The sequence below is a fragment of the Actinosynnema sp. ALI-1.44 genome (assembly GCF_001984155.1).
In the GTDB taxonomy this organism is placed as follows: Bacteria; Actinomycetota; Actinomycetes; order Mycobacteriales; family Pseudonocardiaceae; genus Kibdelosporangium.
The window spans coordinates 248,495-267,759 of sequence record NZ_MTQO01000049.1; the positions used below are offsets into that span (position 1 = coordinate 248,495).

General features: G+C 68.9%; 16 protein-coding genes. 10 read left to right on the top strand and 6 right to left on the bottom strand.

What is annotated here, in order from left to right; all coding sequences use genetic code 11:
* The first annotated feature begins 15 nt into the window (after nucleotides 1-15).
* Complete coding sequence (locus ALI144C_RS31105) at nucleotides 16-1,506, top strand: carboxylesterase/lipase family protein (protein WP_076990736.1); 1,491 nt, start codon at nucleotides 16-18, stop codon at nucleotides 1,504-1,506.
* Between the two features lie 28 nt (nucleotides 1,507-1,534).
* On the opposite strand, the gene ALI144C_RS31110 is transcribed toward ALI144C_RS31105, so the two are convergent.
* The 3 genes from ALI144C_RS31110 to ALI144C_RS31120 are packed head-to-tail and all read right to left on the bottom strand — an operon-like array spanning nucleotide 1,535 to nucleotide 7,286.
* Complete coding sequence (locus tag ALI144C_RS31110; RefSeq protein WP_076990737.1) at nucleotides 1,535-2,962, bottom strand: TIGR00366 family protein; 1,428 nt, start codon at nucleotides 2,960-2,962, stop codon at nucleotides 1,535-1,537.
* A 25-nt stretch (nucleotides 2,963-2,987) separates the two neighbouring features.
* Nucleotides 2,988-3,923, bottom strand: a complete 936-nt coding sequence (locus ALI144C_RS31115; RefSeq protein WP_076990738.1) for an ornithine cyclodeaminase family protein — start codon at nucleotides 3,921-3,923, stop codon at nucleotides 2,988-2,990.
* A gap of 9 nt (nucleotides 3,924-3,932) precedes the next feature.
* On the bottom strand, nucleotides 3,933-7,286 hold the full coding sequence (locus ALI144C_RS31120) for a molybdopterin-dependent oxidoreductase (protein WP_076990739.1): 3,354 nt from the start codon (nucleotides 7,284-7,286) through the stop codon (nucleotides 3,933-3,935).
* A 99-nt stretch (nucleotides 7,287-7,385) separates the two neighbouring features.
* On the opposite strand from ALI144C_RS31120, the gene ALI144C_RS31125 reads away from it, so the two are divergent.
* Nucleotides 7,386-8,048, top strand: coding sequence for a GntR family transcriptional regulator (locus ALI144C_RS31125; protein WP_193441239.1), 663 nt, complete (start codon nucleotides 7,386-7,388; stop codon nucleotides 8,046-8,048).
* 40 nt (nucleotides 8,049-8,088) lie between these two features.
* On the opposite strand, the gene ALI144C_RS31130 is transcribed toward ALI144C_RS31125, so the two are convergent.
* A complete protein-coding gene (locus ALI144C_RS31130) occupies nucleotides 8,089-8,718 on the bottom strand; it encodes a hypothetical protein (RefSeq protein ID WP_076990740.1) in 630 nt (209 codons plus the stop codon).
* Nucleotides 8,719-8,733: 15 nt separating this feature from the next.
* On the bottom strand, nucleotides 8,734-8,943 hold the full coding sequence (locus tag ALI144C_RS31135; RefSeq protein WP_076990741.1) for a DUF3311 domain-containing protein: 210 nt from the start codon (nucleotides 8,941-8,943) through the stop codon (nucleotides 8,734-8,736).
* A gap of 134 nt (nucleotides 8,944-9,077) precedes the next feature.
* Here ALI144C_RS31135 and ALI144C_RS31140 point away from each other — a divergent pair, with 134 nt between their 5' ends.
* From ALI144C_RS31140 to ALI144C_RS31160, 5 genes are all read left to right on the top strand, one after another.
* Entirely contained in the window at nucleotides 9,078-10,625 is a 1,548-nt protein-coding gene (locus tag ALI144C_RS31140; protein ID WP_076990742.1) for a sodium:solute symporter family protein, read from the top strand.
* Nucleotides 10,622-11,149, top strand: coding sequence for an RNA polymerase sigma factor (locus tag ALI144C_RS31145; RefSeq protein ID WP_076990743.1), 528 nt, complete (start codon nucleotides 10,622-10,624; stop codon nucleotides 11,147-11,149). The genes ALI144C_RS31140 and ALI144C_RS31145 overlap by 4 nt, the downstream gene beginning before the upstream one ends.
* Nucleotides 11,146-11,442, top strand: a complete 297-nt coding sequence (locus ALI144C_RS31150) for a hypothetical protein (protein WP_076990744.1) — start codon at nucleotides 11,146-11,148, stop codon at nucleotides 11,440-11,442. Before ALI144C_RS31145 ends, ALI144C_RS31150 begins: the two co-directional genes overlap by 4 nt.
* 189 nt (nucleotides 11,443-11,631) lie before the next feature.
* Nucleotides 11,632-14,022, top strand: a complete 2,391-nt coding sequence (locus tag ALI144C_RS31155) for an immune inhibitor A domain-containing protein (protein ID WP_237774400.1) — start codon at nucleotides 11,632-11,634, stop codon at nucleotides 14,020-14,022.
* A gap of 109 nt (nucleotides 14,023-14,131) precedes the next feature.
* Entirely contained in the window at nucleotides 14,132-15,166 is a 1,035-nt protein-coding gene (locus tag ALI144C_RS31160) for a LacI family DNA-binding transcriptional regulator (protein ID WP_076990746.1), read from the top strand.
* A gap of 39 nt (nucleotides 15,167-15,205) precedes the next feature.
* Here the strand turns inward: ALI144C_RS31160 and ALI144C_RS31165 are convergent, their stop codons facing one another.
* Nucleotides 15,206-15,634 (bottom strand): hypothetical protein, encoded by a 429-nt coding sequence (locus ALI144C_RS31165; protein ID WP_237774424.1) that lies wholly within the window; start codon nucleotides 15,632-15,634, stop codon nucleotides 15,206-15,208.
* 311 nt (nucleotides 15,635-15,945) lie between these two features.
* On the opposite strand from ALI144C_RS31165, the gene ALI144C_RS31170 reads away from it, so the two are divergent.
* From ALI144C_RS31170 to ALI144C_RS31180, 3 genes are read left to right on the top strand one after another with little or no spacing between them, the layout of a single operon-like run.
* Entirely contained in the window at nucleotides 15,946-17,430 is a 1,485-nt protein-coding gene (locus ALI144C_RS31170) for an ABC transporter substrate-binding protein (protein ID WP_237774401.1), read from the top strand.
* A 36-nt stretch (nucleotides 17,431-17,466) separates the two neighbouring features.
* Entirely contained in the window at nucleotides 17,467-18,426 is a 960-nt protein-coding gene (locus ALI144C_RS31175) for an ABC transporter permease (protein WP_237774402.1), read from the top strand.
* A complete protein-coding gene (locus tag ALI144C_RS31180) occupies nucleotides 18,423-19,265 on the top strand; it encodes an ABC transporter permease (RefSeq protein WP_076990750.1) in 843 nt (280 codons plus the stop codon). Before ALI144C_RS31175 ends, ALI144C_RS31180 begins: the two co-directional genes overlap by 4 nt.

Sequence of the window (19,265 nt, forward strand, 5' to 3'; positions counted from 1 at the left end):
AGGGAAGGAATCGTCATGTCCGAACAGCCGAAGGTACGGACCACGGAAGGCGTGGTGCAGGGGCGCTGGCAGCAGGGGCACGCGGTGTTCCGCGGCATCCCCTACGCCCAGCCTCCGGTCGGAGCGCTTCGCTTCGCCGCACCCGCGCCGCCGCATCGCTGGGAGGGGACGAGGCAGGCGGTCGAGTTCGGCCCCATGGTGCCGCTGTCCCTGCCGGTCGACGTGACCCCGCAGGGCACCGACTGGCTGACGCTCAACGTCGGCACTCCGGATCCCGGCGCGGCGGGCCTGCCGGTGCTGGTGTGGATCCCCGTGGGCGGCTACCTCTCGGCGGCGTCGAGCGACCCGATGTTCGACCCGGCAGCGCTGGCCGAGGCGGGCGTCGTCGTGGTGACCATCAACTGCCGCGTGGGCGCGGAGGGATTCGCGTTCCTCGACGACGCGCCGCCCAACCGCGGCTTCCTCGACCAGATCGCGGCGCTGGAGTGGGTGCAGCGCAACATCGCCGCTTTCGGAGGCGACCCCGGCCGGGTCACCGTGGGCGGGGTGTCCGCCGGGGCGGGCTCGGTCGCCGCCCTGCTGACGATGAAGTCCGCGCGCGGCCTGTTCCGGCGGGCCATCGCCCATTCGGTGCCGGGGCTGTACAGCACTCCCGCGCTGGCACGGCAGGTCACCGCCGTGTTCGCGGACCGGCTCGGCGCGGCGGCCCCCACCGCCGAGGCCCTGCGCGACATCGACCCATGGCACCTGGCCGCCGAGCTCACCTCCTTCAACGCCGGCCTCCACGCGCACCGGGAGAGCTGGGGACGCCTCACCCAGACCGGCACCGCGCTGTGCCCCGTCGTCGACGGCGAGGTCCTCGCGGAAACGCCTTGGCCCGCGCTGACCGGCGCGCGCGCGAGCGGGACCGAACTGCTCGTCGGCCACGCCCGGGACGAGTTCCGGTACTTCAGCGTCATGAGCGGACGGTACGGCACCTTCACCGAGGAGGACGCCCACGCAGCCCTGGAACTGCTCGCCCCGCAGCCGGACGGCGCGCGGGCCTACCGTGCCGCGTTCCCGCAGGCAGGCCCGGAGCAACTGGTGGAGACGGTGTACTCCGACGCCCTCTTCCGCATGCCGTCACAGAAGCTGGCCGAGGCGAACGCCGCAGCCGGCGGCACCTCGTACCTGTTCGAACTGTGCTGGGTCGCCCCGGTCCGCGGCGGCATCCTGGGCGCCTGCCACAGCCTCGACATGCCCTTGGCGTTCGGCACGCTGGACAGCCCTGTCGGCACCCAGCTCATCGGCGAAGAGCCCACTCCCGAGGCCGTCGCGCTCTCCCGCGAACTCCAGGAGACATGGGTCCGGTTCGTCACCACCGGCGACGCGGGCTGGTCCGCTCACCGGCCGGGCGGGCACCTCACCCGCGTCCTGGACACCGAGTCGAAGACTCTGCCCTACCCCGAACAGGAATCCCGCAAGATCTGGGAAGGCCACTCCCCCGCACCCTTCGGGACGCTGTGAAGTGGCATGCAGCCGGATCAGATGGTCCTCAGTGGACGGGAGGGTGGTAGGCGACGGTGGGGGCGAGCAGGGTGAGCAGGCCGAGTACGAGTGGCAGCAGGATGATCAGGTAGGTGAAGGTGAATCCGACGATGTCGCGGGCTTTGAGCGAGAGCACGCCCAGCAACGGGAGCATCCAGAACGGGTTGATCAGGTTCGGTAGCGCTTCGGCGGCGTTGTAGATCTGCACGGTCCAGCCGAGGCTGACGTGAGCGTCGTTGGCGGCCTGCATGACATACGGTGCTTCGATGACCCATTTCCCGCCGCCGGAGGGGATCAGGAAGCCCAACACGATGGAGTAGCCGCCGATGAGCAGCGGGAACAGCGCGGCGGATGTGGCTCCGGTGAACGCGGCCCCGAGGTGGTGGGACACGCTCTGCCCGGTGCTGTCGGTGGCTTTGGTCAGGATCGCCGCGATACCGGCGTAGAAGGGGAACTGGATGAGCACGCCGCCGGTGGCGGGAACGGCTTTGGTGACCGCGGCGAGGAAGCGGCGCGGGCGCCAGTGCAGCAGCAGGCCGAGCGTGAGGAACAGCAGGTTGTAGGTGTTGAGCCCGGAAATCGCGACGATCGGGTCCTTGCTGCCGAATTCCCGTACCGCCCAGCCGCCGACGAGCGCGACCACGACGATCGTGAGCAATGGGCTGTACTCCAGCCATTCCCCGGGCCGGGTGCGGGGCGGGTCCTGCTCGACGGGATCACGGGGGTCGACACCGAGATCGTCCGCTGTGCGGATGAGATCACCGCGTGGGGCGGAGAAGAACGCCACCGCGACGCAGACGGCCACGACGACGGCGGCCAGCAGCAGCGACTGCCAGCTGAAGATGGTCTCGCGGAACGGGATCACGCCGGTGACCGGCAGTAGTGAGGAGGGGATGCTGGCGCGGTTGGCCTGAAGCTGCGCGGCCGAGGAGCTGAGCCCGAGTGCCCAACTGCCGCCGAGGCCGAGGTAGGCGGCGGCCCCGGCGGCGCGGTAGTCCATCCGCAGTCCGGGGCGTTCGGCGAGGCGGCGGACCAGCAGTGCGCTGAAGATGAGGCTGAATCCCCAGTTGAACAGCGCGGAGACGAGGCTGAGTGCGGCGACCAGCGCGATCGCGCCGCGTCCGGTGCGGGGCCGCCGGGCGAGCCGGTCGATCACCCGCCGGATCGGCCCGGCGGTGGCGACGACGTAGCCGCCGATGGCGACCATGGCCATCTGCATGGTGAACGGGATCAGATCCCAGAACCCGCCGCCGAAGGCCGTGGCGACGCTCATCGGGGAAGCGCCGACCGCGACCGCGGCCACGGCGACCAGCGCCACGACGAGCAGGGCGAACACCAGTGTGTTCGGGAACCAGCGTTCGGACCAGTTCGCGGCGCGGACCGCCGTCCTGGCGAGGAAACCGGCTTTCGGCGCGGCGGAGGTGGGCTGGGACATGGCAGCTCCTTTGCTGCTCGGTGAGTTACGCGGCGGCGTTGGTACGCAGGACGTGTTCGGCGGCGGCGAGGTCGGCCAGGCCGCTGCCCACGGCTTTGAAGACGGTGATCTGGTCAGGATCGCGGCGTCCGGCGACCTCGTCGCGGCAGAGCTGGCTCAGGGTGCCCGCGATCGTCGCGGGATCGAAGGCCCCGGCTGAGACGGGCTGGACGAGGTCGCCGGATTCCGCCAGCGCGGTCGGGGTGTCTATGTACACGGTGGACAGTCGGAGGCAGTCGTCGTCGGCCTCGCGCATGTGCGGCCGGAAACTGCCGATGAGGTCGAGGTGGGTGCCGGGGCGCAGCCATTCGCCGCGGATGATCGGTGTGGTGGCCAGGGTGGCGCAGCTGATGATGTCGGCGCGCGCGGTCGCGGCGGCGAGATCCGTGACGACCTCGGTGCCGAGTCCGTTGGCGCGCAGGGTGTCCGCCAGCCGCTGCGCGGCCGCCGGGTCGGTGTCGTGGACCAGGACCGTGTGCAGGTCGAATCGGCTGCGGTAGGCGGCGGGGAGCATCCCGCCGATGTGCCCGGCGCCGACGACGAGCAGGACCTCGCTGTCGGGACGGGCGAGGTAGGTGGCGGCCAGTGCCGAGGTGGCTGTGGTGCGGCGGCGGGTCAGCTCGTCGCCGTCGAGCACGGCGAGGTGTTCACCGGTGGTGGCGCTGCTGAGGATGTAGGCCGAGGAGAGGGCGGGCCGTCCGAGCGCGTTGTTGCCCGGGAAGATCGTGACGAGCTTGACCCCGAGATACCCGCCGTCGCTCCAGGACGGCATGAGCAGCAGGGAGGCCCCGGAATTTTCGTCGAGGCTGTGGGTGTGCCGGTCGGGTGTGTGGGCGCCGCGGCGGAAACCCTCGCGCAGTGCGGGGATCAGCGCGTCGAAGGTCAGTGCTCGGGCGGTGTCGTCGGCGGTGATGGTGAGCAAGGTGGCTCCTCAGGCGTCGAGGGTCAGGTCGGTGAGTGGCACGGCTTGGCAGGTCAGGCAGGTGTTGTCGGCCAGGTCCTCGGGCGGGGCGGTCAGGTACGCGACCCGTCCGGCCAGCAGTGGCACGGCGCAGCTTTCGCACTGGCCGACCCGGCAGCCGCTGGGCAGGGTGATCCCGGCGCGACCGGCCAGGTCCAGCAGCGGGCCGTCGGCACGGCGCCAGCGCAGTGTCCGCCCCGATCGTCCGAAGTGGACGTCTGCTTCGGCGTCGGCGGGGAGGTCGACGGCCTGGGGAGCGGCGTGGAACTTCTCGGCGAAGATGTCGAATCGGGGAACGCCGCGCGCCATGAGTCCCGCGGTGAGTTCGGCGAGCATGGTTTCGGGGCCGCACAGGTAGAACCGGGCCCGGCTTCGGATCAGCTCGGCGTCGACGTGCTCGGCGCGGATCCGGCCGGGCACGACGTGTTCCCGATCGGCGTCGGACGGCCTGCTGTAGTGGTCGATGACGGTCAGGCGGTCGATCCGTTTCGCGAGGTCCCGGATCCGCGCGGCGAACGCGTGCGTCGTCGAATCGCGGTTTCCCTGGTGCAGGACGACCTTCGGCACGGTACCCCCGCGGGTGGCGAGTGTTTCCAGGTAGCCGAGGAACGGGGTGATCCCGATCCCGGCGGCCAGCAACACCACCGGGAACTCGATGTCGGTGGGGATCACGAACGGTCCGCCAGGGGCGGTGACCTCGACCCGGTCGCCCGCCTGTAGTCCATAGTGGACTGTGATGGAGAACTGGCCGCCGTCGACGCGGCGCACCGCAACGTGGTATTCGGCGTCGTCGCCGGGCTCGGCGGGCCCGGTCAGTGAGTAGCTCCGGGTGGTCCCACGGCCGTCGGTGAGCGTGATGTGCTGCCCCGGCCGGAATTCCGGCAGCGGCCCGCCTTCCGCCGGGGACAGCCGCAGTGCGCGGACGTCGGTGGTTTCCGCGGTGATGTCGGTGAGGACGAACTCGCGGCGTCCGCTCCAGCGTCCGTCCTGCACCGGCTGGACGTCGCAGGCGGTGGAGCGCAGCGGGACCGCGCCGCTGAGCGGGTCGTGGTCGGTGTCGTCGACGAGCAGGTTGTAGTTGGCGCCACCGGTCTGGCGCGGGTCGGAGCCGGGGAGTCCGAGGTCGGGTGCGGCCTGCCACCAGCCGTATTCGGCGACGACCACTCGCCGGTCCAGTGCGGGGTCGATCCTCGCCCGCATCCGCGCCGAGCCGTTGCGCGTGGAGATGGTCACCCACTGTCCGTCTTCGATACCGCGGTCGTCGGCGAGGTCCGCGGCGATCTCCGCCGTCGGTTCGGGAAAGCGCTTCCTGAGCGAGGTGATCCCGTGGTGCTGGCTGTGGCAGAAGTAGCCGTTCTTCGCGCAAGTCAGCAGGAGCGGGAAGCGCGAGTCCGGGTCGGGTCGCGGAGTGTGCTCAGGGACCGGTGGATAGCCGTGGTCGGCCAGGCGCTGCGAATACAGCTCGACACGGCGGGTGGGTGTGGCGAATCCGGTCACCGTGCCGTCCTTCGCGGTGTCGGCGTACTTGCGGTACCGGGTCTCGAGGGGAACACGGATCCCGCCGGGTTCGGCGCGCAGGTCCGCCGTGGTCAGCCCGAGCGGGGCGAGCACGTGGTCGCGGGCGGCTGTGAGGTCTCCGCCGAAGAAGTCCGCCCCCATGCCGAGGCGGGACGCGAGGTCGAACACGATCTCGGTGTCCGAACGCGCCCCACCGGCCGGGGCGACCATGCGTGGCCGGAACTGGACGTGTTCCTGCGCGCGCCCGGTGATCTCGAAGCCCACCTTGACCGCGTCGTGTTCCCACGGGCTGGTGACCGGCAGGACGATGTCGGCGAAGTCCGCGGTGGGATTGGCGAACAGGTCGAGGTGCACGAAGAACTCGAGGTCGCGCAGGGCCGCGGCGGTCCGATGTGGATCCGGCTGGGACAGCAGCATGTTGCCGCCGAAGCCGACCATCGCCCTGGTCCGGTACGGCTCGCCGGTCAGGATGGACCGGCACAGCGCCCGGGCGCTGACCCAGCCGTTGGCAGGCGGTCCCAGCGGGTGCTCGTCGAGCCCGAGCGCCTTCGCGCGCTGGGCGGGCGCGAGCTGGTCGGGCGCGGTGACGGCGTTGACCGGCAGCCGGGGCAGGACGACGTTGCCGCCGGGCGCGTCGAAACTCCCGGTCAGCGCGTACAGGGTGGCGATGGCCCGTTCGGTCTGGGTGGCGTTGGCGTGCTGGCCGATGCCGGTCCAGCCGTAATAGGAGACCGCCTTCGCCGACGTCAGCGCCTCGGCGAAGGCCACCAGCGCCGTCGTGTCGACTCCGGTGACGGCACTGGTTCGCTCCAGCGGCCACGCGGCGCAGGCGTCGGCGTACCGCTCGAACGCGGGGACGCAGTCCACCGTCCCGGACACCGTGCGGATCCGACGCCGTCCCCGCAGCGCGAAGTCTTCCGGGCGCGCGGCCGGGTAACGCGTGTCGTAGGGACGCGGCGACGCCGCCTGCTCGTCCCACACCACGTATCCGGCCAGCCCCGGTTCGAGTTCACTGGCCAGCAGGAAACGCCCGGTGTCGGCGTTGACCAGCAGGGGCGCGTTGGACCACGCACGCACAAAACCGGTGCCGAAGCCACCGCTGCGGAGGACCTGATCGGCCACACCCAACGCCAGCGCGGCGTCGGTACCCGGCAGCACACGCAGCCAGTGCTCGGCCTCGCGCGCCGCGGCCGAACGCCGGGGATCGACGACCGCCAGCGCGGCGCCGTTCGCCCTCGCCTCCGCCAATGCCGCCGACTGCGCGAGCCACGACTTCGCCGGGTTGTGGCCCCACAGCACGGCCAGGTCGGTGCCCGCGAAGTCCGGCACCGGCATCCCGCAGCCGAAGGTGAACGCGTGAGCGAAGTCCTTGTGCCAGTTGCAGTTCTCGGTCGAATAGCAGATGTTCGGGCTGCCGAAGAGCCGGACGAACCGTTCGATCCACGCGATCGAGTCCGACAGCGGCGTCCCGCTCGGCGAGGTCACGGCGAACGCGACGGCTTCCGGCCCGCTCTCGGCGGCGATGCGGCCGAGCCGTGCGGCGATCTCGTCGAGGGCCTCGTCCCAGCCGATGGCTTCCCACTTCGGGTCCGGATCGGACTTCGGTGTGGTGCGCCGCAGCGGGGTGGTCAGCCGCCGGGGGCTGTGCACGATCTCCGGCGCCGCTCGGCCCTTCGGGCACATCGCCGCCCCGGTCGGATGGTCGGGGTCCGGCCGGACGCCGACCATCGCGCCGTCCTCGACGGTGTAGATCGCGCCGCATCGCGAGCGGCACAGCGTGCAGTAGCCGCGTACCTCGGCCGTCATTGTTACTCCCGGGTAATCGGTCACCGGTAACCGAATACCGGTGACGTGTAAGATGCATCGCGGCAGCCGGGAAGTCAAGAACGGGTGAAGGGGGACCGCGTGGCCGAGCCCACCGTCGGCCTGCTGCGGCACGCCAGCCTGCGGGATCAGGTGCTGGAACTCGTCCGGCACGCGCTGGTGTCCGGCGAGATCCGCCCCGGCGACATCTACTCCGCGTCGGCGCTGGCCACGCGGCTGCAGGTGTCCAGCAGCCCCGTGCGGGAAGCGATGCTCACACTGGTCAACCAGGGCCTGATGGAGCCGGTGCGCAACCGCGGGTTCCGGGTGGTCCCGATGAGTGAGCAGGACCTCGACGAGGTCTACGAGATGCGGGTCCTGCTGGAGTTGCCCGGCACCCTCAAGGCCGCGGCTCGGATCACCGAAGCCGATCTCGATCGGTTGCGCGCTCTCGCCGCGGACATCGAGGACGCGGCGGAGGCGGGCGACGTCGTCCGCTTCCTCGATGCCGACCGGCGCTTCCACCTCGACCTGCTCGGCTGCGGCGGCAACAAACGCCTGGTCGACGCCGTCGCCACCCTGCGCGACCAGACCCGCCTTTACAACTTGGACAACCTCGCCGAACGTGGCGCGCTGGCCGATTCCGCGCGGGAGCACCGCGAGATCCTCGCCGCGATCGCCGACCGCGACACCGCACGCCTGGAGGAGCTGGTCCACGCCCATCTGCGCCACATCCGGGCCGACTGGGCAAAGACCGAGGGCTGATTGCGGACCGAGCCGGGCAACGGCCGAACAGATACTTGCATCACCTGTTGATGGTCATTTCAGCGCTGCCGGTTTCCGGCTCGGGGAACGGGTGGTCCGGGCGGTAGAGCCAGCCGGTTGTGAATGTTTCCTTCACCGTGACGGCCACCGGCCGGAATGTGGCCGGATCGACCGCACAGCTATGTCTGATTACTTCGTCGAAGAACCAGTCCGAAGTGATCAGCACGAGGACGCCTGGTGATTCACGCAGGGCCTGTTTCGTCGGCCGCGCTTCCAGTAGTCGGAACGTACGGTTTATCGCCGGTGCGGTCACGCCTCGATCATCGAACGCCACCTCGCCCGCGTGCAGGGCCATTCTCAGCCGAATATGTTCCTCGGCCGGGTGGGTTCTGTTGTGTTGCCGCAACGCGTCCGCCAGTGCGTACGGCAACGACTCGACCAACGGCCCCTTGGGGATCTGTGCCGGTACCAGGATCAGGGCCCCGTCGCCGCGGTCTTCGACCCGGCAGTCGGACCACGGCAGGCCGACGTCGTCGAAAGCGCGGCGCAACGCGCGGTCCAGCCCATCTCGAACAGCGAGCTGATGTGGTCTTGTGCGGCGTTGCGTGCCGAATTCCTCGACGTCCACCACGAGCACGGTCCGGTGGACTGCCACGCGCGTGCGTTTCATCTGTCCCCCAGGTTGTCAATGGTCGTTTTCACGCAGCAGTACAGCGGCGATGATCATCAGAAGGACACTTCCCGGCACCCAGGCGAACTGGTACCAGTAAAAGAACGGCACGTCACCGATTTGTGGTTGTTCGTGCGCGTACCAGGGTGGCCACAGTAGTGCGGCGAACGGCAGCACCAGGCAGACACCCGCGGCGACCCGCCTTGTTCGGCCGGCTCCTGCCATCGATTCCTCCTCAACGATGTCGGCTTGTAAGACAGTTGCTGACGGCGCTGATGTGGTTTACGGCAGAATTCGTGGTGATTTCGTGTCAACCAGACTGGCGGGAGCGCAACCTAAGTACGAGCAGGGGGTGCGCGATGACCGAACTGGCTACCGTGGTGACGTTCCTGGCCGTGCTCGGTGGAACGTCATTGCTCGCGGTCACCGCACGGCGGTTCCGGCCGGGCCCGGAACTGCCCACGCTGACCGGTTGGGCGCTGGCTGACCGGCGGCTCGGCGGTCCGATGACCTGGTTCCTGCTCGGTGGGACGATCTACACGGCGTACACCTTCGCGGCGGTGCCCGGGCTGGTGTACGGCGTCGGGGCGCTCGGGTTCTTCGCGTTGCCGTACACCGTTGTCGTGTGCCCGCTGGCCTTCGTGCTGCTACCGCGGTTATGGTCGGTGGCCCGTCGCCACGGGTACGTCACGGTCGCCGTCTTCGTCCGTGGTCGGTATGGCTCGCCGTCGCTGGCACTGGTGGTCGCGCTGACCGGCATTCTGGCCACCTTGCCCTATGTCGCTTTGCAGGTGCTGGGTATTCGTGCGGTGCTCGCCGCCGGTGGGTTGTACCCGCAGGGGCTCGCCGGTGACGTGGCGTTGGTGGCGGTGTTCGCGGTTCTGGCGGTCGCGACCTTCCGGCACGGGCTGCGGGCTCCGGCGGTCATCTCACTGGTCAAGGGAACAGCGATCTTCTGTTCCGTCCTGGCTGTGGTGTTCGTGGTGCTCGACCGGCTCGGCGGGCCCGGTCCGATGTTCCGCGACGCTGAGCGCGCACTGGTCGCGGGCGGTGTGCCGCAGGTGTCGCTGGTCCTCGACCCGAACCTGTACGGCGCGTTCGCCACGCTCGCGTTGGGTTCGGCGTTGGCGCTGTTGATGTATCCGCACGTGCTGACCGTGGCTTTCGCCGCGTCGGGGCCGGAGGCACTGCGCCGCGCGTCGATCGCCCTGCCTGCCTGGACCGCCGTGCTCGGCCTGTTCGGTCTGCTCGGTGTCGCGGCGCTGGCCATCGGTGTCGCCGCGCCCCCGGGCAACGCGGAGGCGGCCGTGCCGTTGTTGGTGCGGGAGTTGATGCCGACGGCACTGACTGGACTGGTGTTCGGGGCCCTCGCGGTGGGTGCTCTGGTCCCGGCGGCGGTGATGTCCATCGCCGCGGCCACGTCGTTCGTGCGCAACGTGTACGTCGAATACTTCCGTCCCACGGCGACACCCAAGCACCAGATGCGCGTCGCGCAGATGGTGTCCCTGACCGCGAAGGTCTTCGCGGTGGTGTTCGTCTTCGGGCTGCGCAACCAGGACGCCATCAACCTCCAGTTGCTCGGTGGTGTCTGGATCCTGCAGACCGTCCCCGCCGTGGCCGTCGGTCTGTTCACCCGTTGGCTGCACCACCGTGCGCTGCTCGCCGGGTGGGGCGTCGGCATGGTCGCCGGGACGTTCATGGTCGTCCAAGGCGGGTTCTCGCCGGTGGTGGGCGTCGCCCTCGCCGGATGGCAGATCCAGGCATACGCCGGACTGGCGGCACTGGCGCTCAACCTTCTGGTAGCCGTCGTGCTCACGCCATTGCTCGACCGGGCAGGCGCGGTGCGCGGCCCTGACCTGACCGAGCTGTCCGACAGCGGAAACGATCCGAGCGGGGGCAGCAGATGAGCCGAACCCCGGCGCAAGCCATTGTGGACATGACCGATCTCGACCGGGAAACAGCCCTGGCCAGGCTGTTCGACCTGCACTATCCGAACTTGCTGCGGCTCGCGGTGCTGCTCGGTGCCGACGACGCCGAGGACGTCGTCGCCGAGGCCTTCTACCAGCTGTACCGCAGGTGGTCACGACTGCGCACGCCCGAGGCCGCGGCCGGCTACCTGCGTTCCGTGGTCTGCAACCAGGTCCGGATGCGACTGCGGCACCTGCTGGTCGTCCGCAAACACGCGGAAGGAGTGATCGGCACCGCCGAGTCAGCCGAACACCTCGCCCTGCTCCGCGACGACCAGCGGGTGCTCGTCGAAGCACTGCACCAACTGTCCGCGCGACAACGAGAGGCGCTCGTCCTGAGGTACTGGCTCAGCCTCCGGGAACACGAGATCGCCGGGGCGATGGGGATAACACCCGGCGCGGTCAAGGCACACACCGCACGAGGCATCGCCAGGCTCAAGCGCATCATGGAGGTGCGACGGTGACCAACCGGCCAGCCAACACCGAAGACCGACTGCGCGAGACGCTCGACGCAGTCGCCAACGGCGTGCGACCCACGCCCGACGCCTACCGCCACGCCCGTCGCGAGTGGATTCGCCGGGAACGGCGGCGCCGCATCATCCTGGCCATCCTGGTGGCCCTCGTGTTCGCCGTCGCCGACGCGATCGGCCTGTGGGCCCTCAACCAGACGCCCGACACACCGACCATCTTCAACGACCCCATTCCGGTGCGACAGAACCAACCACCTCGCCCTTCGAACTGGCTGCCCCGCCCCTGACTCGGGCTGTCGGAATCCGCCTGCCCGGTAGGCCGAATGGATGATCCGCTCTCCTTCTCGCGGTCAACTCGGGACATCCGGTGACCCTGCGTACGGCGGTTTTCTTCCCTGTGATCCGACCGTACTGTCGCCCCGAATCAGCTGTTGCCAGAGGGCAATCGCCCTCGGTGACGAGTTATGGGAGGGCATGTGCGACGAAGAAGAGTCACCGCCGGGTTGGCGGTGATGGCGTTGGCGAGCCTCGGCATCGGGACGTTACCCGCGGCAGCGGCCCCCGCTCAGCCGCCGACCGGCAACGGGTTCGAGCAGACCACGCACGGCAAGGACGACCTGCCGAACGGGTGGGAGGCCAAGCGCCGGGCGCTGCGCCAGGAGGCTGTGGCCAAGGTGCTGTCGGGGGAGCTGACGACCGAGCAGCGCGGTACCAGCCGGGTGGCCAAGCTCGGCAGCCAACCCAACGCGCGTGGCGCGACGACCGGTGGCCGGACCGACCAGTACGTCGAACTGGCCAGGGAGAAGACGGACAAGATCTTCGTAGTCCTCGCCGAGTTCGGCAACGAACGGCACCCCGACTACCCGGACAAGGACACCAACCCGAACGTCGCCGGGCCCGCCCGGTTCGACGGGCCGCTGCGCAACCAGATCCCGGCGCCCAACCGCGCGGTCGACAACCGGACGATATGGCAGCCGGACTACTCCCGTGAGCACTACCAGCAGCTCTTCTTCGGCACTGGGCCGGGCGTGGAGTCGCTCAAGACGTTCTATGAGCGGCAGTCCTCCGGCCGGTACTCGGTCGACGGCACGGTCACGCCGTGGGTGAAGGTCAAGTACAACGAGGCCCGCTACGGCCGGTCCAACGGTTTCCCGTGCCCCGACAACACGTGCAGCAACTCGTACGAACTGGTCCGTGACGGGGTGAACCAGTGGGTGGCCGACCGGCTCGCCGCGGGGCAGACCCTCGAGCAGGTCAAGGCCGAACTGGCGCAGTTCGACACGTGGGATCGTTACGACCACGACAGCGACGGCGACTTCAACGAGCCTGACGGCTACATCGACCACTTCCAGATCGTGCACGCGGGCGGCGACCAGTCCGACCGCGACCCATGGCAGGGCGAGGACGCCATCTGGAGCCACCGGGCCTACGCCTTCCTCGGCGGGCCGGGCGGACCGGCGAACAACCTGCGGGGCGGCACACAGATCGGCCAGACCGGCATGTGGGTCGGCGACTACACCATGCAGCCGGAGAACGGCGGGCTCGGGGTGTTCGCCCACGAGTACGGCCACGACCTGGGTCTGCCCGACCACTACGACACAGTGGGTCCGGGCGGAGCGCAGGAGAACGGCGTCAACTGGTGGTCGCTGATGGGCCAGAGCCGCTTCTCCGCCCCGGGCGAACCGATCGGTGTCCGCGCCGCCGACCTGTCCGCGTGGGACAAGCTGCAGCTGGGCTGGCTGGACTACGAGACAGTCGTCGCCGGGCAGGACAAACGGGTCGAGTTGGGCCCGCACGAGTACAACTCGGCGAAGGCGCAGGGCCTGGTGGTCGTGTTGCCCGACAAGGTGAAGGTGCACCAGTACGGGGCGCCGTACGCCGGGAACCTGCAGTTCTGGAGCGAACGAGGCAACGACCTGGACAACACGATGACCAGGGACGTCGACCTGACCGGAAAGACGTCCGCGAGCCTGACCCTCAAGGGCCGGTACGACGTCGAGGCGGAGTACGACTACGTGTACTTCCAGTCGTCCACCGACGGCGGCAAGACCTGGCAGATGCTGGACGGCACCGTCGGCGGAGCCAAGTTCCCGCGGGACGGCTCCGGTCAGCCGGGGATCACCGGCAGCACCAACGACACCTGGGCCGACGTCGCCGTGCCGCTCGACTCGCTCGCCGGCAAGAAGGCCAAGGTCCGGATCCGCTACCTGACCGACGGCGCCGCGGCCCCACGCGGATTCTTCGCCGACGACATCAGCCTCACCGCGAACGGCACGCCGGTGTTCACCGACGGCGCGGAAGGCGACACGAGTGCCTGGGCGTTCAAGGGCTTCCGCACCGCCGGTACCCAGGAGACGCGGATCACCGACCAGTTCTACATCGCGAGCAACCGCACGTACACGTCATACGACAAGTACCTGCAGACCGGCCCGTACAACCTGGGGCGGCCCGCGACACCGAACCTGGCCGAGCACTTCCCGTACCAGGACGGCCTGCTCGTGTCCTACTGGGACACTTCGTACCTGGACAACAACACCACCGAACACCCGGGTGAAGGCCAGATCCTGCCGATCGACGCCAACCCGCAGCCGATCAACAACCTCCAGGGCCAGAAGTGGCCGCCCAGGATCGCGGGCTACGACGCGCCGTTCTCCCTGCAGAAGTCGGACTCGTTCACCCTCTTCGCGGGAGGCCGGGCGAGCTACATCCGTGGCGCCAACGCCCAGCCGTTGTTCGACGACACCAAGTCGTACTGGTCGGCCGAGCAGCCGACCGCTGGCGTGACACTGCCCGCAGTCGGCGTCGGTATCCGGGTGCTTTCCCAGCAGGGCACCTCGATGACCGTACGCGTGTTCAGCACCAAGTAATCCCGGCAGGCGCGAGCCCTGGGGTCAGGCGCGACCGGCGGCTCAGGGCTCGCGCTTCCACACCTGCCTTAGACTGGCGGCGACAGCCGGATCACCAGGGAGCAGAAGCGTGGGCGGAAAAGGGGCGCGCAGACCGACCCTGCTGGATGTCAGTCGCCTCGCGGGGACCTCCACAGCGGTCGTCAGCTACGTGCTCAACGGCGGACCTCGCCCGGTGGCGGACAAGACCAGGGCCAAGGTCGAAGAGGCCATCCGGATGCTCGGCTACCGGCGCAACCCGCTCGCCGGGGCGTTGAGCGGTGGCCGGTCCAACCTCGTCGGCCTGCTGGTGCCCGACACCGCGAACGCGTTCTTCGGCGAGCTTTCGCGTTGCGTCGAGGCGGAAGGGCGTCGCCGTGGCCTGCTCACGTTGCTGGGCAACACCGGCTACCACCCGTCACGCGCGGACGAGTACGGCGTGGCGTTCTCGGAGTTGCGCCCTCGCGGGATTTTCGTGACGACCGGTGAGGAACCACAGCAGGACGACGAAACACCGCGGGTGTACGTGCAATGGGCCGCTCCGGGATCCGCTTCGCCGAGCGTGGTCTTCAACGACTTCGATGGCGCGAAGCTCGTCGTCGAACACCTGCTCTGGCACGGCCATCGTGACATCGTCTGCGTCGCGGGCGAGATCGCCGTGGGCCCGGCGCATGGACGTGAGGGAGGATGGCGCCAGGCCATGGACGACGCTGGCCTGCCCACCGGGGGCAGGCTCATCCGGACTTCCTTCGACCGGGTCGAAGTGGGCCGGGCGGTGCGACAGGTTCTCCAGAGCGAGAACCGGCCCGACGCGATCTACGCCACGACCGACGAACAGGCACTCGTCACGATCCGCACGGCGATGAGCCTGGGACTGCGGGTGCCCGGCGATCTGGCGGTCGTGGGCTTCGACGGGATCCGCGAAGCCCGGCTCGGGAGTTTCCCGCTCACCACGGTCCGTCTCCCGCTCGAAGAACTCGCCGTTCGCGCCTTCGACGCACTGGACGAGCCGGATTCAGGGGCGTTGGTGGTCCTGGACGGCGCGCTCAGCATCGGCGTGACGTGCGGATGCGAGCCCGATGCGGCCGCGGGCACCTCGCGAGTGAGCGCGGCTTCGGGCGTGTGACCACGCCGGCCCCGCCGTGTTAACGACGGGGCCGACCACCTACTGCGCGGGCTCGTGCTCGTCCGATGCGTAGTTCGGGCTCAACGACAGGGCGCTGAACCGGAACGGGCGGTCGACGCGGTTGAAGCCGAGCGGACAGTGGCGGACGCCCGCCGGGATGTAGACCGAACCGCTCGTGGTGATCGTGTGCCGCACGCCTTCGATGTCGAGGTAGATCTCCGCACCGAGGTCGTCGACGTCGTTCGGGTCATTGCCGTGCCAGATCAGGACTTCGTCGTAGTCGTGCTCGTGCTCCTTGACCCACTGAACCGGAGCGTCGCACTCGTTGATCCACGTGTACGTCAAGTGGATCTTGCTCTCCGGGACCTGCTCCGAGCGCATCAGCGCGAGCGCCGGGCCCACGTTGTCCGGCTCGACGACACCGGCGGCGGCTCCTTCGTTCACGAGGTCGTCGATGCAGCTCTGCATCTTCCTCACGAACAGACGCTCATACGGACTGGTCATGGGCTTGTTCCTCCATGTGGTCTCCCTGGTGGCGATGAGCAGGTTAACAATGATCTAAGCGCTTAGATAGTCCTTTCGGGCCTCTTCCCTCGAGGCGAGCTTCGACGTACTCTGTGGCGAAAATCGGCCGAGACCCGGCTAGTGGGGACTTATCTAACGGCTTAGAACAGAACCACCCGTTCACCCGGAACTGGAGTTGCCCAGTGTTGCGCGATCCCCTTCACTCCGAACCCGCGGCCGGTCCAAGACGTCGCTCACTCACGCTGCTCAGCACCGTGCTCACCGCCGTGCTCGCCACTGGGGCCCTCGCGAGTTGCGCTCCCCCACCGCAAGCCACGAACAGCACGGGTGGCACGCTGCGCATCGCCGCCGCGACCGACGCGGGCGAGACCCTCAACCCGTATGCGAGCAACCAGAGTCCCACCCAGCAGCTGCGGAGCGCTCTCCTCTACGAGGGCCTCACCCACCTCGACCCCAAGGGCAAGGTGGAATGGCGCCTGGCAACGGACATGACTCCGAATCCCGACCGCAGCGAGTGGACGATCAAGCTTCGCCCCGGAGTCAGGTTCACCGACGGGAGCGAGTTCACCTCCGCCGATGTCGTGGCCAGCATCAAGTACCTGCGCGACCCGGCGCACGCCGCACAGGGGCTGGCGTTCATCGAACGGGTCAACCCGGACGCCGTCACGGCGGTGGACAAGTTGACCGTCCGGGTAGGACTGAGCAAGCCCTTCGCGCCGTTCAAGGAAATCTGGGCGAACGTCCTGCTGCCGATGACCAAGGCGGGCTCGGCACCGGCGAAACCGATCGGGACCGGGCCGTTCGCGGTCAGGTCCTTCACCGCCGGGCGTCAGTCCACACTGGAGCGATTCGGCGACTACTGGGGCGAGCGGCCCCAGCTCGACGCCGTCGACATCATCGAGTTCCAGAGCCAGCAGGCACAGGCCAACGCCCTGTTGTCCAACCAGGTCGACGTGGCATCGGGCGCGACCCCGACCATCGCGAAGTCCCTCGCGGGCCGCAACGACATCCAGGTGCTCGACAGCAAGGGCGATTTCACGCTGCGGATCGGCTTCAACACCACGATCGCACCCTTCGACGACGTCCGGGTACGCCAAGCGCTGCGGCTGCTGATCGACCGCGACCAGGTCGTGTCCAACGCGTTGGGCGGGTACGGCCGCGTGGCCAACGACCACGAAGGGGGCACGCCCCAGTGCGGTGACCCGGGTATCGCGCAACGCAAGCAGGACATCGAGCAGGCCAGGAAGCTGCTCGCCGAAGCGGGTCAGCCGAACCTGTCGTTCACCATCACGACCGACGGCCTGCTGCCCGGCATGCAGGAACTGGCTCAGGTGTTCGCCGAGAACGCGGCCAAGGCCGGTGTGAAGGTCACCGTCGACGTCCCGACGGTGCCGGAGTTCCTGTCCAAGTGGACCAAGTGGCCGGTGTTCATCGACTTCAACCCGATCCCCTACCTGCCGACCGTGATCGGATCGCTGCTGCCGGGACGCGTCGGGAACGCCACGCACTGGGACAACGCCGACTTCGTCCGGCTCTCCGACGAGCTCTTCGTGGCGCCTGAGCAGCAGCAGTGCTCGATCATGAACCGGATGCACCGGATCGAGCACGAACAGGGCGCGATGATCACACCCGCGTTCGTCAACGTGCTCCTGCCGCACCGCGGCAACGTCCGCGGGCTGGTGCCGGACGTCAACGGCCGCCCGCTCACCTTCCTGACGAACGTGACCGTCGCAGGCTGACCTGGAAGGGATGGCATGTCTCGCCTGGCAACACGGTTGGCAACCAATTCGAAACACGCGGCGGTCACGTGGCTGGTGCGCCGGGTCCTTCTCGGCGTGCTGATCCTGGTGCTGGTCTCGATGCTGCTCTTCCTCGTGACGCAGGTGTTGCCGGGAGACGTGGCGCGGATCATCCTCGGCAAGGACGCGACGGCCGAGCAGGTGGCCGACCTCCGCCTCCGGCTCGGTCTCGACCAGCCGCTCGTCGCCCAGTACTGGCACTGGCTCACCGGCGTGCTCACCGGCGAAATGGGCACATCCCTGGCGAACGGCGAGCCCGTGGCGGGCATCATCGGCCCGCGGGTGCTCAACTCGGTCACGCTCGGTCTCTTTTCGACGGTGCTGATCCTCCCGCTCGCGGTGGTCATCGGTGTCTTCAGCGCGCACAAGCGCGACAGCCCGTTGGACAGGGCATTCGTCGCGGTGTCGTCGCTTTTCACGGCACTGCCCGCGTTCGTCGTGGGAATGCTGCTGATCGCGTTCTTCGCCACCTCGGTGTTCGGCGTGCTCCCTGGGGTCTCGAACATCCCGCCGGGACACATGCCCTGGTGGTATCCGGCACAACTGGTCCTCCCGGTCGCCACGCTCACGCTCATGGGCGTGATGTATCTCGGCCGCCTGGTCCGGGCCTCGTTCATCGACGCGATGAACAGCGAGTACGTCCAGATGGCAGTCCTCAAGGGACTCAGTGGCCGCCGCATCCTGTTCCGGCACGCCCTTCCCAACGCGATCGCGGCGAGCCTCCCGGCCGCCAGCCTGGTCACTGCGGTGACCGTCACGGGCATCGTGGTGGTCGAGTACGTCTACTCGTATCCGGGCCTCGGCACGGCGGTGGTCAGCGCCGTGAACTCCCATGACCTGCCCGTGATGCAGGCGGGCATCCTCATCCTGGCAACCGCGTACTACCTCTTCAACCTGCTCGCCGATGTCCTCGCGGTGTTGGGAAAGCAGCGATGAGCACCCGGGAAGCCACGGTGCTCAGCCGCGCTCTGCGCACCGGACAGGCCCGGCTCGGCCTCACGCTGCTCGCGGTGGTCGCACTCGTGGTCGCGTTCGGACACTTCTTCGCCCGCTACGCCCCGGACGCCATCGTCGGGCGGCCCTTGGAGACGCCGAGCACGAGGTTCCTGCTCGGCACCGACATCCTCGGGCGTGACGTCCTGAGCCGCCTGCTCAACGGCGGGTTCGCCCTCTCCTGGATGGCGGTTCTCGCCGCGGGGCTCGGCGTGTTCCTCGGCTGCCTCGTCGGCCTCACCGCCGCGTACCGCGGCGGTGGCGTGGATGCGGTGCTCATGCGGGCCATGGACGTCCTGCTCAGTTTCCCGGAGATCATCTTCGTCCTGGTGTTCGTGTCCGTGCTCGGTCGTAGCACCCTGCTGACCGCTGTGCTCGTCGGCGTGGCGTTCGTGCCCGGTGTCTCGCGGGTGATGCGCGGCGCGGCGATCCCGGTGATCGGCAGCGAGCACGTGCTCTGGGCGAAGGCCAACGGGCTGCCGCCGAGGCAGATCCTGCTCCGGGAGGTGCTGCCCGGCGTGACCTCGCCGCTCATGGTGGAGACCGGCATGCGGCTGGTGTGGGCGGTGTCGGCGATCGCGTCGCTGAACTACCTCGGGTTCGGTATCGCGCCGCCCGCGGCGGACTGGGGCCGGATGGTCGGCGAGAACCAGGACGGCCTGCCGGTCGCTCCCCTGCCGGTCCTGGCGCCGATCGCGCTGATCCTCATGATGGCGCTTGGCGGCAACCTGATCGCCGAGTCCGTTGCCAGAGCGGTCGGCCACACCGAGGGAAAGGTCTGA

Excerpts from the sequence above, each read along its gene's own strand:
- ALI144C_RS31105 (WP_076990736.1), top strand. The coding sequence starts at position 16 with ATGTCCGAACAGCCGAAGGTACGGACCACGGAAGGCGTGGTGCAGGGG.
- ALI144C_RS31110 (WP_076990737.1), bottom strand. The coding sequence starts at position 2,962 with ATGTCCCAGCCCACCTCCGCCGCGCCGAAAGCCGGTTTCCTCGCCAGG.
- ALI144C_RS31120 (WP_076990739.1), bottom strand. The coding sequence starts at position 7,286 with ATGACGGCCGAGGTACGCGGCTACTGCACGCTGTGCCGCTCGCGATGC.
- ALI144C_RS31130 (WP_076990740.1), bottom strand. The coding sequence starts at position 8,718 with ATGAAACGCACGCGCGTGGCAGTCCACCGGACCGTGCTCGTGGTGGAC.
- ALI144C_RS31135 (WP_076990741.1), bottom strand. The coding sequence starts at position 8,943 with ATGGCAGGAGCCGGCCGAACAAGGCGGGTCGCCGCGGGTGTCTGCCTG.
- ALI144C_RS31140 (WP_076990742.1), top strand. The coding sequence starts at position 9,078 with ATGACCGAACTGGCTACCGTGGTGACGTTCCTGGCCGTGCTCGGTGGA.
- ALI144C_RS31145 (WP_076990743.1), top strand. The coding sequence starts at position 10,622 with ATGAGCCGAACCCCGGCGCAAGCCATTGTGGACATGACCGATCTCGAC.
- ALI144C_RS31165 (WP_237774424.1), bottom strand. The coding sequence starts at position 15,634 with ATGCAGAGCTGCATCGACGACCTCGTGAACGAAGGAGCCGCCGCCGGT.
- ALI144C_RS31180 (WP_076990750.1), top strand. The coding sequence starts at position 18,423 with ATGAGCACCCGGGAAGCCACGGTGCTCAGCCGCGCTCTGCGCACCGGA.